This window comes from Mesorhizobium sp. M0854 (genome assembly GCF_040319815.1).
Classification (GTDB): Bacteria; Pseudomonadota; Alphaproteobacteria; order Rhizobiales; family Rhizobiaceae; genus Mesorhizobium.
In genome coordinates, this window is the sequence record NZ_JAMYOL010000004.1 from 317,764 (window position 1) to 330,637 (window position 12,874).

Annotated in this window: 14 protein-coding genes; 6 read left to right on the forward strand and 8 right to left on the reverse strand. The window is 66.3% G+C overall.

Annotation, left to right across the window (positions count from 1 at the left end; genetic code table 11):
- Positions 1 to 3: 3 nt before the first annotated feature.
- From NKH99_RS10055 to tsaD, 6 genes are all read right to left on the reverse strand, one after another.
- The gene (locus NKH99_RS10055) at positions 4 to 420 is read right to left on the reverse strand and encodes a DUF1761 domain-containing protein (RefSeq protein ID WP_353013856.1); all 417 of its coding nucleotides are present in this window, start codon (positions 418 to 420) and stop codon (positions 4 to 6) included.
- A gap of 48 nt (positions 421 to 468) precedes the next feature.
- Positions 469 to 1,125 (reverse strand): class I SAM-dependent methyltransferase, encoded by a 657-nt coding sequence (locus tag NKH99_RS10060; RefSeq protein ID WP_353013858.1) that lies wholly within the window; start codon positions 1,123 to 1,125, stop codon positions 469 to 471.
- Positions 1,122 to 1,547 (reverse strand): EVE domain-containing protein, encoded by a 426-nt coding sequence (locus NKH99_RS10065; RefSeq protein WP_353013860.1) that lies wholly within the window; start codon positions 1,545 to 1,547, stop codon positions 1,122 to 1,124. The genes NKH99_RS10060 and NKH99_RS10065 overlap by 4 nt, the downstream gene beginning before the upstream one ends.
- A gap of 181 nt (positions 1,548 to 1,728) precedes the next feature.
- A complete protein-coding gene (locus tag NKH99_RS10070) occupies positions 1,729 to 2,025 on the reverse strand; it encodes a YciI-like protein (RefSeq protein ID WP_352613159.1) in 297 nt (98 codons plus the stop codon).
- A 26-nt stretch (positions 2,026 to 2,051) separates the two neighbouring features.
- Positions 2,052 to 3,062 (reverse strand): NAD(P)H-dependent glycerol-3-phosphate dehydrogenase, encoded by a 1,011-nt coding sequence (locus tag NKH99_RS10075; RefSeq protein ID WP_352451317.1) that lies wholly within the window; start codon positions 3,060 to 3,062, stop codon positions 2,052 to 2,054.
- Positions 3,059 to 4,144 (reverse strand): tRNA (adenosine(37)-N6)-threonylcarbamoyltransferase complex transferase subunit TsaD, encoded by a 1,086-nt coding sequence (tsaD, locus tag NKH99_RS10080; RefSeq protein WP_352540951.1) that lies wholly within the window; start codon positions 4,142 to 4,144, stop codon positions 3,059 to 3,061. Before tsaD ends, NKH99_RS10075 begins: the two co-directional genes overlap by 4 nt.
- A gap of 94 nt (positions 4,145 to 4,238) precedes the next feature.
- Here tsaD and hemC point away from each other — a divergent pair, with 94 nt between their 5' ends.
- The 6 genes from hemC (at position 4,239) to NKH99_RS10110 (ending at position 10,562) form a co-directional block, all read left to right on the forward strand.
- Positions 4,239 to 5,165 (forward strand): hydroxymethylbilane synthase, encoded by a 927-nt coding sequence (gene hemC, locus NKH99_RS10085; RefSeq protein ID WP_352817356.1) that lies wholly within the window; start codon positions 4,239 to 4,241, stop codon positions 5,163 to 5,165.
- Position 5,166: 1 nt separating this feature from the next.
- Complete coding sequence (locus NKH99_RS10090; RefSeq protein ID WP_352767423.1) at positions 5,167 to 5,874, forward strand: uroporphyrinogen-III synthase; 708 nt, start codon at positions 5,167 to 5,169, stop codon at positions 5,872 to 5,874.
- Between the two features lie 324 nt (positions 5,875 to 6,198).
- A complete protein-coding gene (locus tag NKH99_RS10095) occupies positions 6,199 to 7,689 on the forward strand; it encodes a COG4223 family protein (protein ID WP_353013863.1) in 1,491 nt (496 codons plus the stop codon).
- Positions 7,690 to 7,697: 8 nt separating this feature from the next.
- Complete coding sequence (locus tag NKH99_RS10100; RefSeq protein WP_353013865.1) at positions 7,698 to 9,308, forward strand: heme biosynthesis protein HemY; 1,611 nt, start codon at positions 7,698 to 7,700, stop codon at positions 9,306 to 9,308.
- Between the two features lie 39 nt (positions 9,309 to 9,347).
- Positions 9,348 to 9,827, forward strand: a complete 480-nt coding sequence (locus NKH99_RS10105; RefSeq protein ID WP_352470762.1) for a tellurite resistance TerB family protein — start codon at positions 9,348 to 9,350, stop codon at positions 9,825 to 9,827.
- 18 nt (positions 9,828 to 9,845) lie between these two features.
- Complete coding sequence (locus NKH99_RS10110) at positions 9,846 to 10,562, forward strand: glutamine amidotransferase (RefSeq protein ID WP_352470761.1); 717 nt, start codon at positions 9,846 to 9,848, stop codon at positions 10,560 to 10,562.
- Here NKH99_RS10110 and NKH99_RS10115 read toward each other — a convergent pair whose 3' ends face one another.
- Together NKH99_RS10115 and NKH99_RS10120 are read right to left on the reverse strand one after the other, a co-directional pair.
- Positions 10,563 to 11,804 carry an MFS transporter gene (locus NKH99_RS10115; RefSeq protein ID WP_353013867.1) on the reverse strand — a complete coding sequence of 414 codons (1,242 nt, stop codon included), beginning with the start codon at positions 11,802 to 11,804 and terminating at the stop codon, positions 10,563 to 10,565.
- A 456-nt stretch (positions 11,805 to 12,260) separates the two neighbouring features.
- Positions 12,261 to 12,728 (reverse strand): Ros/MucR family transcriptional regulator, encoded by a 468-nt coding sequence (locus tag NKH99_RS10120; RefSeq protein WP_352613172.1) that lies wholly within the window; start codon positions 12,726 to 12,728, stop codon positions 12,261 to 12,263.
- Between the last annotated feature and the right edge of the window lie 146 nt (positions 12,729 to 12,874).

Here is a 12,874-nt window from a genome sequence, read left to right on the forward strand (position 1 = left end):
CGGTCAGCCCGCCGCCGCGCCGAACCAGCCGATCACCGCGCCGATGAGAAGCAGCACGCCGAGCCAGTGACCAACATCGATCAGCGTCAGATCCCAGCCGAAACCTTCGTAACGATGGTTGACCGAAAACGTGGTGGCGACGAACCCCAGCCAGAGAACGAAGCCGAAGATCACCCCGGCAAGCAGGCTCGGCTCGCCGCCGGTTACGGCGCCGATGATCAGCGACATGACCAGCGCCATGACGAGCTCCGCGATGAAGGAGACGACGAAGGGCAGCATCGATTTGCTCATCGTCGCCGGATCAAGCTTGGCGGCCTTCAGCCACGGCTTGCTCAAGCCCATGTACCAGGCCGCGCCGAACAACCACGCCACGACGGCGGCGACGATTACCGCCAGCCAATTGATTGCTGAAAAATCCATGGTTCCCTCCGGTCGATTGCGCGATGGAACGCCTGTTCGGCGATGCCGTCAAGCAAGGCGCCAGACGGTGGTGCGCTTGACCTCGGCGTCCTCCAGCGCCCGGGTCACCGCCACTTCATAGACGGCAAGCGGTTCCAGTCCCGCGCTCGGCAGATAGGAACGGCCGGGATCGCCGACGAGGATGTCGCCGCCGCGCGCCTTCAGCGCGACGAACCACGGCATCAGCCTGTCGGCGAAAGTTTTGTCGTAGAAGACGTCGCCGGCCAGCACGACGTCCCAGCCGGCATCGCTGCCGATGCAGTCACCGATGAGGAATTTTATCTCGGTCCCATTTGCCTCGGCATTGAGGCGGATCGCGGTCGCGCAGAATGGGTCGATATCGGCGGCGATCACCTCGGCAGCTCCGGCCTTCACCGCGGCAATGGCGACAAGGCCGGAGCCGGAGGCGAAGTCCAGCACGCGCTTGCCGCGCACCGCCGCCGGATTGTCGAGGATGTAGCGGGCAAGGCCTTGGCCGCCGGCCCAGGCAAAAGCCCAGAAGGGCGGCGGCAGGCCGATTTCGGTCAGCTCGTCCTCGGTCCGCTGCCACAGTTCGTGCGCCTCGTCGGCCAGGTGCAGGCGGATCTCCGGCACATGCGGCGGCGCCATCAGCGCCGTGTTGTCGAGGATGAATTTCCTGGCGCTGTCCGGCGTCAGCGCCGTCATGGCGCCGGCGTCAGTTCGCCCATGCGGCAAACCTCTTGCCATTCGGCCGGCGTCACCGGCTGCACGGACAGCCGCCCGAGCCGCACCAGCGCCATGTCGGCCAGCTTTGGATTGGCCTTGGCCTGCTCCAGCGTCACCGGCTTCGGCATGGCCTTGAAGGCGCGGATGTCGACGCACTCCCAGCGGGGATCGTCGGTGGTGCTGTCCTGATGGGCCAGAGCGCAGACTTCGGCGATGCCGACGATGTCGAGCCCGTCATTGGAATGGTAGAAGAAGCCGAGATCGCCGATCTGCATCGCCTTCATGTTGTTGCGCGCCGCATAATTGCGCACGCCGTCCCATTGCGTGCCGGCCTTGCCCTTGGCCTTGAGGTCCTCGAAGGAGAAGACCGAAGGTTCGGATTTGAACAGCCAGTGGTTCATCTCAGTTATCCCGTTGCCGTTGTCGGTTTGTCGCTATCCAGCGTTGGCGCTGCCCCTCACCCTTACCCGCTCCCCGTAAGGACGGGGAGAGGGGTCGCCAGCGCTGGAGCTTCTCCCTTCTCCCCGTTCTTCACGGGGAGAAGGTGCCGGCAGGCAGGTGAGGGGCAGCGCGAACGAACGATCATTCACTCACAGGTTTGTTGAAGCTCCAGTTCCACTGCCGGATTTCGACGCTTTCGAACAGCCCTGCCTTGGTATAGGGATCGGCCGCCGACAGGGCTTTTGCCGCCGCCAGATCGGGCGCCTCGACAACGACGAGGCTGCCGTCCGGCTTGCCGTCGGCGTCGAGGAAAGGGCCGGCGAAACCCAGTTTCTTGTCGCCGTTCAGCCCTTCCAGAAAGGCAATGTGATCGGACCGCGTGTCGAGCCGCACCTGCAGGCTTCCTGGCTTGTCCTTGCAAATCAACGCAAACAGCATCTTTCCATCTCCGCAATCGTTCGCGATTACATGTCGGTTTCGGTCTTGAGTGGCCTTGTCATCAACGCCGACACAGCCTGGTCTATGGTTATGGTGCCGTCCAGTATGGCGGCGACGGCGGCGATGATCGGCGCGTCGATCCGGCGCTCGCCGGCGATGCGGGCGGCGATTGCCGCCGTCGGCACGCCTTCGGCCAAAGGCAAGCCGGCAAGCGGCTTGCCTTGCCCCAGCGCCAGCCCATAGGCGAAATTGCGCGACTGCGCGGACGAGCAGGTGAGCAGCAGGTCGCCGAGGCCGGAAAGCCCCATCAGCGTCTCCGGCCTGGCGCCAAAGGCGGCGCCGATGCGGCGCAATTCGACGAAGCCGCGCGTCACCATCGCCGCCTGGGCGCTGGCACCGAGCCCGGCGCCGGTGACGGCACCCGCGGCAATGGCAAAGACGTTCTTCAGCGCGCCGCCGATCTCGACGCCGATCAGGTCGTCGCTCGAATAACAGCGCAGATTTTCCGCCGAAAAGCGGGCGGCAAGGTCGGTGGCCAGAGCCTCGTCGCGGGCGGCGACCACGACGGCCGTCGGCAGGCCCCTGGCGACGTCGGTGGCAAAGCTTGGGCCGGACAAAGCGGCGACCGGATTTGCCGGCAGTATTTCCTCGGTGATGGACGATAGCAGCGCGCCGGTGTCGCGCTCGATGCCCTTGGCGCAGAGGACCAGCGGGACGCCTTCCGGCATATGGCTGGACGCGGCCGTCAGCATAATCCGTAACGATTGCGCCGGCGCTACCGCCAGAACGCAGTCGGCACCGTCGAGCGCCGCCTCGATGTCGCTCGTCGCCACGATGCCGGGATCAAGCGCGATGCCCGGCAGATAGCGCGGATTTTCGCCACGGTCGATTGCCGCGACGGTCTCCGGGTCGCGCGCATAGAGGCGGACGAAATGACCGGCGCGCAGCGTGGCCAGCGCCAGCGCCGTGCCCCAGGCGCCGCCGCCGAGCACGGCGACGCGCCAGCCGCTTGGCGCCTTGTGCTCGCTGCCGGTCATGCCTTGGCCCCACGCCGGCCCGAGCCGACCATCGGGGCCGAGACGCTGTCCAGCGGCCAGCGCGAGCGCGGCACGAAATCGGCGGCGTTTTCACCTGATATGCCGGCGCGCAAGCGCTCGATGCCGGCCCAGGCGATCATCGCCGCATTGTCGGTGCAGAGGTTAAGCGGCGGCGCGACGAAGCTGAACCCGGCCTGCTCGCACAGGCCCTGCAATGTCGCCTTGATGGTCCGATTGGCGGCGACGCCGCCGGCGACAACCAATGCAGGCTCGGCCTTGTCCGGGAATTGCTGACGGAACCGGGTCAGCGCCCGCGCAACACGGTCGCCCAGCGCATCCGCGACCGCCGCCTGGAACGAGGCGCAGATATCGGCGACATCCTGGTCGCTCAGCGGGGCAATCGCGGTTGCCGCCTGGCGCACCGCGGTCTTGAGGCCGGAGAAGGAAAAATCGGGCTGCACGGAGCCCTTCATCGGGCGCGGAAAGGCGAAACGCGTCGCGTCACCGGTTGCCGCCGCCTTCTCGACATTCGGTCCGCCCGGATAGGGCAGGCCGAGCATCTTGGCCGTCTTGTCGAAGGCTTCGCCAAGCGCGTCGTCGATCGTCGTCGCCCAGCGCTGGTAGTCGCCGACGCCGCGCACGGCGACGATCTGGGTATGGCCGCCGGAGACCAGCAGCAAGAGGTAGGGAAAGTCGAGCCCGTCGGTCAGCCTGGCCGTCAGCGCGTGGCCTTCGAGATGGTTGATGGCGATCAGCGGTTTTTTTGCTGCCGCGGCGATTGCTTTGGCCGTCATCAGGCCGACGATCAGCCCGCCGACAAGACCGGGGCCGGCGGTGGCGGCAATCGCATCGATGTCGGCGAGCTCGACGCCGGAATCGGCCAGCGCTGCCTCGATGATGCCGTCGAGCGCCTCGACATGGGCGCGCGCGGCGATCTCCGGCACGACGCCGCCGAAAGCAGCATGCTCCTCGATCTGGCTGAGCACGATGTTCGACAGGATTTGCGGCGTGCTGCGACCGTCCAGCGCCACCACGCTGGCGGCGGTCTCGTCGCAACTCGTCTCGATGCCCAGAACGCGGATCAATTCGTCGCTGTCCTCGATGATTGTGCAACCGGCCTTTCCCCGATAGGAGAAAGCCCGAAAACCTGCCGGGGGTTATCACGGACGACGCGTCATGCAAACAACCTTGAGAATCGGAACACGCGGCAGCCCGCTGGCGCTGGCGCAGGCGCATGAAACGCAGGCGCGGCTGATGGCGGCGCACGGCATGCCGGCGGAAGCTTTCGAGGTGGTTGTCATCTCGACCACCGGCGACCGCATCCAGGACCGGCCGCTGTCGGAAGCCGGCGGCAAGGGCCTGTTCACCAAGGAGATCGAGGAGGCGCTGCTGGCGCGCCGCATCGACATCGCCGTGCATTCGTCGAAGGACATGCCGACGCTGTTGCCCGAGGGGCTGGAACTGTCCGCGTTCCTGCCGCGCGAGGACGCGCGCGATGCCTTCATCGGCAAGGCGGCGCGAACGATTGCCGGCCTGCCGCAAGGCGCCAGGGTCGGTTCGTCGTCGCTGCGGCGCCAGGCGCTGATCCGGCGGATGCGGCCGGACGTCGAAGTGGTGATGTTTCGCGGCAATGTGCAGACGCGGCTGCGCAAGCTCGACGACGGCATCGCCGACGGCACCATCCTCGCCTATGCCGGGCTGAAGCGGCTCGGGCTCGAAGACGTCGTCACCGACCTGATGCCGCTCGAGGTCTTTCCGCCGGCGCCGGGGCAAGGCGCGATCTGCATCGAAAGCCGCATCGGAGACCGCGACGTGGAACAGATGCTGGCAGCGATCCACGACGGGCCGACCGGCGAGGCGCTGGCCTGCGAGCGCGCCTTCCTGGCGGCGCTCGACGGGTCCTGCCGCACGCCGATCGCCGGACATGCGACGATATCGGGCGGAACGGTTTCCTTTGCCGGGCTGATCATCTCGCCCGATGGCACGCAGTCGCATGAAGTCAGGCTGCAAGGGCCGGCGCAGGAGGCGGCGCGCATTGGCGCGGAAGCCGCGGCGACCGTTCGGGCCAAGGCCGGCGAAACATTCTTCGATGGCTGGACCTGACATGCTCCGCGTCCTGGTGACGAGGCCCGAACCGGGCGCGTCGCGCACGGGGCGCCGGCTTGCGGATGCCGGCTTTCAGCCGATCCTGCTGCCATTGACCGGAACCGTGACGCTGCCGGTCGATGCCGGCGCGCTCGCTGACGCCGCGGCGGTCGCGGTCACCAGCGCCAATGCCGTTCGCCATGCGCCGAAAGAGGTCATCGCGGCGCTCGCCGGCTTGCCGTGCCACGCCGTCGGCAGGAAGACGGCGGAAGCCGCCCGCGCTGCCGGGTTTCTGTCGGTCAGCGAAGGCCCGGGCAATGCCGAGGCGCTGGCCGATGCGCTTGCTGGCGGTTACGCGGGGCAGACGATCGTCTATCTCTGCGGGCGGGTAAGATTTCCCGGCTTCGAGGAAGGGCTGTTGGCGTCGGGCGTTCAGATCCGCGCCGTCGAGACCTACGACACCGTTGTCCTGGATTACTCCGACGAGGCCGTTCTTGCGCGCCTGTCCGCCCGGCCGGTCGAGGCGGTGCTGCTCTACTCGGCCAAGGCGGCCACCGCTATGCAGGCCCTGGCTAGCCGGCCGGTGCTGCGCGGTGTTTTTGAAAAAACGCGCTTTTTCGGATTATCGGGGCGCATCGCCGCGGCCTTGGGCGATGTAGCCGAGATCCGGATTGCGCCTGAGCCCAGCGAGGACGCGCTGCTGGGACTTTTGCAGGCGCCGCGCTGATGGCATTAGCGGCGGCTCTGTGCCGTCCTCGAGGGGCGGCGCCAAACTCAGGCGATTGCTCTCGGGCACATTTTGTTCTTGCTTTGTGCCGGCAGCTATGCTACTAATTTGGCTATGGTGCCAATTGGCTCCAACGACCCGCCCGCCGAGGCGGGTTTTTTGTGTGCCGAGCATGGGCCTTGGCTTGAAACGTGGATTCGGCCCTGCGGCGTTTTGCCAAAACTGAACTCCAAGCCGTGGCGTCATCACGCCGCCCCTTTTCACCGCTTGGTGATGTGCTAGACCCTTTCAACCATCCCGAAGCGAATTTTGCGGAGCCCGAGCATGGTCAAGACGCCGAAGATGCGGCATTCCAAGAGCCGCCGTGAGCCGGTGACCATCGAGCTTGAGCCTGGCGCCGTCTCGCGAGTCGCCGACAAACAGGATGCCGTGACCTCGCAGACCGACGAGGCGCGGGCCGAGGAAGCGGCGAACGCCTCGCAGCCCGAGCCACCTGAAGAGCCGGTGCATGCGGACCAGACCGATCTCGAGCCATGGGAACATGCCGACGCAGCCGCGCCGGCCGGCACGCAAGAGCCGGCGGACGCCGGCGACGATTCTGCCAGGGAAGCGGAAACCCCTTATCCCGCCGGTTCGGATGCGCCGGCCGGGCGCTCCGCGGTTTCCGATTACAGCTTCGAAGATGCATCCAGCGGAACCGGGGCCAACGAACCGAGGATCCCAGGTTCCGGCGAGAAGACAGCTGAGACGAGGGACGACCATATGGCAGCGCAGCCGAAGCGAAGCGGCATCAACGGCATCGCCGCCGGTATTATCGGCGGCGTCATCGCCCTCGCCGCGGCCGGCGGGCTGCAATTTGCCGGCCTGCTCGGTGCGCCGGGGACGGGCGGCGTGTCGCTCGACGCGATCAATGGTGAGATCGTTTCGCTGAAACGCGAGGTCGCGGACCTCAGACAGGCCGGCGCCAACAATGACGCATCGGCCAAGGTGGACGGGCTGTCGTCGGCGCTGGATCAGGTCAGGGCGGACGTCGCGGCGTTGAAGTCGGCGGTCGAGCAAGGCGGTGCCGGCGACAATGCCGGCCTGGCAGCACTTGGCGACAAGGTAAGGCAGATCGAGACGGCGGTTGCGGCCCTCGGCAAAGCCGGCGGTACGGCGCCGGTCGATCTCGGCCCGCTCAACGACAGGCTGGCCGCGCTCGATGCGCTGGTGAAATCGGCCGGCGAGACGACAAAGGCGCAGGACAGCCGGCTTGCGGCCCTGGAACAGTCGGTTTCACAGATCTCGAGCAAGGTCGATGCACAGGCTTCGCAGCCGAAGATCGCACTGGCCATTGCCGCTTCGGCGCTCAAGGCAGCGCTCGACCGTGGTGCACCGTTCGCCGCCGAGCTCGAAACCTTTGCCGCGATCTCACCCGATGCACCCGAGATCGCGACGTTGCGCACCTATGCCGAAAAGGGCGTCCCGATGCGCTCCGAGATCGCCGCCGAAGCGGACGCCGCCGCCAACGCGATGGTCGCTGCCGCGACGCCCATCGACCAGAATGCCGGCATCCTGCAGAAGCTGCTGTCCAGCGCCGAATCGCTGGTCAAGGTCAGGCCGATCGGCGCCGTCGAAGGCACCGGCGTCCCGGAAACCGTCGCGCGCATGGAGGTCGCGGTCAACCGGGGCGACTACGCCAAGGCGCTCAGCGAATACGAAACCCTGCCTGAGGCGGCCAAGGCCGCCGGCGCCGACTTTGCCGGCAAGCTGAAAGCGCGGATGGAGGTCGAGACGCAGATCGATTCGCTCATCGCCGGCGCGATGAAGGCGTGAGGAACCCGATGATCCGCATCCTCGCCTTCCTTGCCGTCGTCTTTGCGCTCGGGCTCGGCTTCGCCTGGCTGGCCGACCGGCCGGGCGAAATGCTCGTCACCTTCAACGGCTATCAATACCAGGTCAGCCTGATGGTCGCGGCGGTGGCGGTCGTTGCCGTGGTTGCCGCGGTGATGATCGTCTGGTGGCTGGTCAAGGCGCTGTGGAACAGCCCCTATACGATCTCGCGCTATTTCCGCGTGCGTCGCCGCGACCGCGGCTACCAGGCGCTGTCGACCGGGATGATCGCCGCCGGCGCCGGTGACGGCGCGCTCGCCCGCAAGAAGACCAAGGAAGCGGCAAAGCTGATCCGCTCCGATCAGGAGCCACTGATCCAGCTGCTCGATGCGCAGGCCTCGCTGCTCGAAGGCGACCATGAAGGCGCCCGCGAAAAGTTCGAGACCATGCTCGATGATCCCGAAATGCGGCTGCTCGGCCTGCGCGGGCTTTATCTCGAGGCCGAGCGGCTCGGCGACCGCAACGCAGCCCGCCACTATGCCGGCCGTGCCGCAGCGGTGGCGCCGCAACTGGCCTGGGCGGCCGAATCGACGCTGGAAGACCTGACCGGACGCGGCGACTGGGATGGCGCGCTGAAACTGGTCGATGCCCAGAAGTCGACCCGGCAGATCGAGCGTGACGCCGCCAACCGGCGCCGCGCCGTGCTGCTGACCGCCAAGGCGCAGGCGCTGATCGACAGCGATGCCAATGCCGCAAGGGCGGCGGCGCTCGAAGCCAACCGGCTGCGGCCGGATTTTGCACCGGCGGCGGTCGTCGCGGCGAAATTGCTGTTTAGGCAGAACGACGTGCGCAAAGGCTCGAAAATCCTCGAGGCGGCGTGGAAGGCCGAGCCCCATCCGGAGATCGCCGAGCTCTACACCCATGCCAGGCCGGGCGATGCCGTGCTCGACCGGCTGAACCGGGCAAAGAAGCTGCAGGAGCTGAAGAAGAACCATGCCGAGTCCTCGCTTGCCGTGGCGCGCGCCGCGCTGGATGCGCAGGATTTTTCAACCGCCCGCCGCGAGGCGGAAGCCGCCATCCGCATGGATCGCCGCGAAGGCGCCTATCTGCTGCTGGCCGATATCGAGGAGGCCGAGACCGGCGACCAGGGCAAGGTGCGGCAGTTGCTGTCGAAGGCGGTGAGAGCGCCGCGCGACCCGGCCTGGGTTGCCGATGGTGTCGTCTCCGACCGCTGGGCTCCGGTATCGCCGATCACCGGCAGGCTCGATGCATTCGAATGGCGGGCGCCGATGGAGCGGCTCGGGCAGTTGATCGACGGTCATGAGGATACGCCGGAGGTGCAGGTGCCGGCCATCGCGGCGGCTCCAGCCAGGCCGGTACAGGAAAGAGCCGGGACGATCGAGCACACGGCGGAGACACCGGGCACAGCGACCGAGGAGAAGACGGACGACCGTGCCGGCGAGGACCATGTGACACCAATCACCGCGGCGGCGTTTGCCCAAGTGCCGGAAGATGCCGAGGCCGTCGAGCCGGCGCAGGAGCTGACGCGGCTGCCCGACGACCCCGGCGTCGATCCAGACGACGCGGCGGATAAATCGACGCGCCGGTTTCGTTTGTTCTGATCAGGGTCGAGTGGACCCCGGCTTATTGGGAATGATTTGATGTTCGAACGCGTTTTGTCGTTTCTAAGGGATCTGCCGTCCGGTGGTGGCGCCAGCCCCAGCGCCGACGATCCGCGCATTGCCGCGTCCGCCCTGCTTTTCCACGTGATGAACGCCGACGGGGTGCGCCAGGATAGCGAATGGGAACGGTTCAAGAAGGTGCTGGCGGAAAGCTACTCGATCAGCGGTGACGAACTCGACGCGTTGGCGGCTGCCGGCGAGCGGGCCGACAATGAGGCGATCGACCTCTACGCCTTCACCAGCGTGCTCAAGCGCCATCTCGACGCCGAGGCGCGAAAGGCCTTCATCGGCCTGATGTGGGAGATCGTCTATGCCGATGGCGAGCTGCACGAGCTCGAGGACAATACCGTGTGGCGGGTCGCCGAGCTGATCGGCGTCGAACGTCGCGACCGTGTCGAGGCGCGCCTCAAGGCGGCCGCCGCGGCTCCTGGTGCTGCCGGAACCTCAAGCGACGAATAGACAGGATCCCGCCTTCCAATGCCGCCCAAGCCAAGTCCGAGACCAAAGATCCTGATCGTGCTGCATCAGGAGCATTCGAGCCCCGGACGGGTCGGCCATATGCTTATCGAGGAAGGCTTCGACCTCGACATCCGCCGACCGCCGCTCGGCGAGGCCTTGCCGCAGACGCTGGATGGCCATGCCGGCGCCGTGGTGTTCGGCGGGCCGATGAGCGCCAATGACGGCGACGAGTTCGTCCGCCGCGAGACCGACTGGCTCAAAATTCCGCTCAACGAGAACCGACCGCTGCTTGGCATCTGCCTCGGCGCGCAAATGCTGGTCAAGCATCTTGGCGGCAGGGTCGAGGGCCATGGCGAGGGCCTCGTCGAAATCGGCTGGTATCCGCTGAAGGCGACCGAAGCGGGCAGCAGGCTGATGCATTGGCCGGAGATGGTCTATCAATTCCATCGCGAGGGCTTTTCGCTGCCGAAGGACGCGACGCTTTTGGCGACGGCCGAAACCTATCCCAACCAGGCCTTCCGCTATGGCGACAATGCCTGGGGCATCCAGTTCCATGGCGAATTGACCCGGGCGATGATGCAGCGCTGGGTGGTGCGCGGCGCGCACCGCTTCGAACTGCCCGGCGCGCAGCCCGGCCGCGACCATCTCGGCGGCCGGCTGATCTGGGACATGCACCTCAAGCGCTGGCTCGGCGAGTTCCTGCCGATGATTTTCGGCAAGCCGGCGCTGCCGTAATCAGTTTCGCCCTCTGAGATGACGCACCTTGCGCAGCTGCGGGAACAGCACCGCCCATAGGCCGGCAACAGCGATCGCCCCGACACCCCCGACCACCACGGCCGGAACCGTGCCGATCAACGCCGCCATGGTACCGGCACGGAATTCGCCGAGCTCATTGGAAGCGCCGACAAACACCTGGTTGACAGCGTTGACGCGGCCGCGAACGTCGTCCGGCGTCCACAGCTGGATCAGCGTCTCGCGGATATAGACGCTGAACATGTCGGTGGCGCCGAGCAGCGCAAGGGCCGCAATCGACAGCCAGGTGATGGTCGAGAGGCCGAACACAACCGTGAACGCGCCGAACAGCGCGACGAAGCCGAGCATCACAAGGCCGGCATGGTTGCGGATCGGGTGTCCGGCCAGCCAGATGGCGACGCAGATGGCGCCGACGCCGGGCGCCGAGCGCAACAGGCCGAGCCCCCATGGGCCGAGTTCGAGGATATCGCGCGCGTAGACCGGCAGCAGCGCCGAGGCGCCGGACAGGAGCACCGCAAACAGATCGAGCGAAATCGCGCCGAGCACGATCTTTTCGCTCCAGATGTAGCCGAAGCCGGCGAACAGGGTCTGTACCGTCGGCCTGTCGGTCCGGCTGCGCTGGGCAGGCTTCGGGATGGTGAAGATCAGCACGGCGGCAACCAGCATCAGCACGGCGGCGGTGGTGTAGGCGGCTTCGGCGGAAAGCCCGTAGAGCAGGCCGCCGGCGACCGGCCCGACGATGGTTGCCGTCTGCCAGGCGGACGAGTTCCAGGCGATGGCGTTGGCGAAATCCTCGGGCGGCACCAGATTGGCGAACAGCGATGAGGAGGCCGGCCCGAAGAAGGCGCGCGCGATGCCGAACATGGCGAGCACGATGAAGACCGGCATCGGCCCGGAGAGGCCGCGTAGCGTCAGCAGCAGCAGGGCCAAGGCGCAGCCCGCCTCGACCAGCACCGCCAGCGCCATGATCAGACGGCGCCCGAAACGATCGGCAACGTCGCCGGTGACCAGCACCAGCAGCAGCGAAGGCAGGAACTGGACGATGCCGACAAGGCCGAGGTCGAACGGGTCGCGGGTCAGATCGTAGATCTGCCAGCCGACGGCGACCGACACGATCTGGGTGGAGAATGTCGAAAGGAAGCGCGCCGCCCAGTAGCTCAGGAACGGCCGATGGCGAAAGGCGGCATAGCGCTGGTCGGATGGTACTTGGGATTCTGTGGTCATGGAATAAGGCCCCGTGGCGGCTATGTCGGCCGGCGGGGCACTTCCTCGATGGGCGCTGGTCCGGCCAAAAAAGCCTTTAGCGCAGTTCGGCGCAGGGCGCGCGCAAAAATCCGGCGTGGCTCCAGCTTTTTTCAGGCTGCCATACCAATTGCAGGCGGCAACCACGCTCGGCGGAGATGGAGAGGGTTATTTGGCGCGCAGGTCGAGTTCCTTCGCCCCCCCTCTGTCCTGCCGGACATCTCCCCCTCAAGGGGGGAGATTGGACGTCGCGACGTCCTTCGCCAGTCTCCGGCTTCGAAGGCAATTTGTACGTTCAAAGATTTGTACGTTTAAAGCGTAGCGCCATCGGCGAGGCAGCTGATCTCCCCCCTTGAGGGGGAGATGTCCGGCAGGACAGAGGGGGGCGCTGTCCCGCCAATCTTCGAGGCTTGCGTTTGCAGGGCTTCGAACGATGCTTTAGGCCGTCGCCTTGGCCTTCCTGCCCCTACCCTTGACGGGCGTGGGCGCGGGCGGGGCTTTGCGGCCGAGGCCGATCGCCTTGGCCAGTTGCGAACGCGAGGCCGCGTAGTTGGGGGCGACCATCGGGTAGTCCGACGGCAGGCCCCATTTGGCGCGATAGGCGTCGGGCGTCAGCCCGAAATGAACGCCGATATGGCGCTTCAAGGATTTGAACTTCTTGCCGTCCTCGAGACAGATGATGTAGTCCGGCGTCACCGATTTCTTGGGATTGACGGCAGGCGTCAGCGGCGCGGCGACCGGCACTGCCGGTTGCCCGAGCCCGCCTATGGAAGCGCTGACGCTGGCGATGAGATCGCCGAGGCCGGAAGCCGGCAAGCGGTTCTTCTCGACATAGGCGGACACGATATGGGCGGTCAGCTCGAGCAGGTCGATATTTTTGCGAGCGTTGTTGTTGTCGTCGGTCAATCTATCTCTCCGTCCATGGGGGTCGCAGAAATTCCTAGTCGGCAAATCTGCGCAATGCAATGACGCCGCACCACGTCACACATTATTTTGAATAATAATACTAACGGCAGCGCGGGATTAACAACCCTGAGCCGGTGCTCGATAAT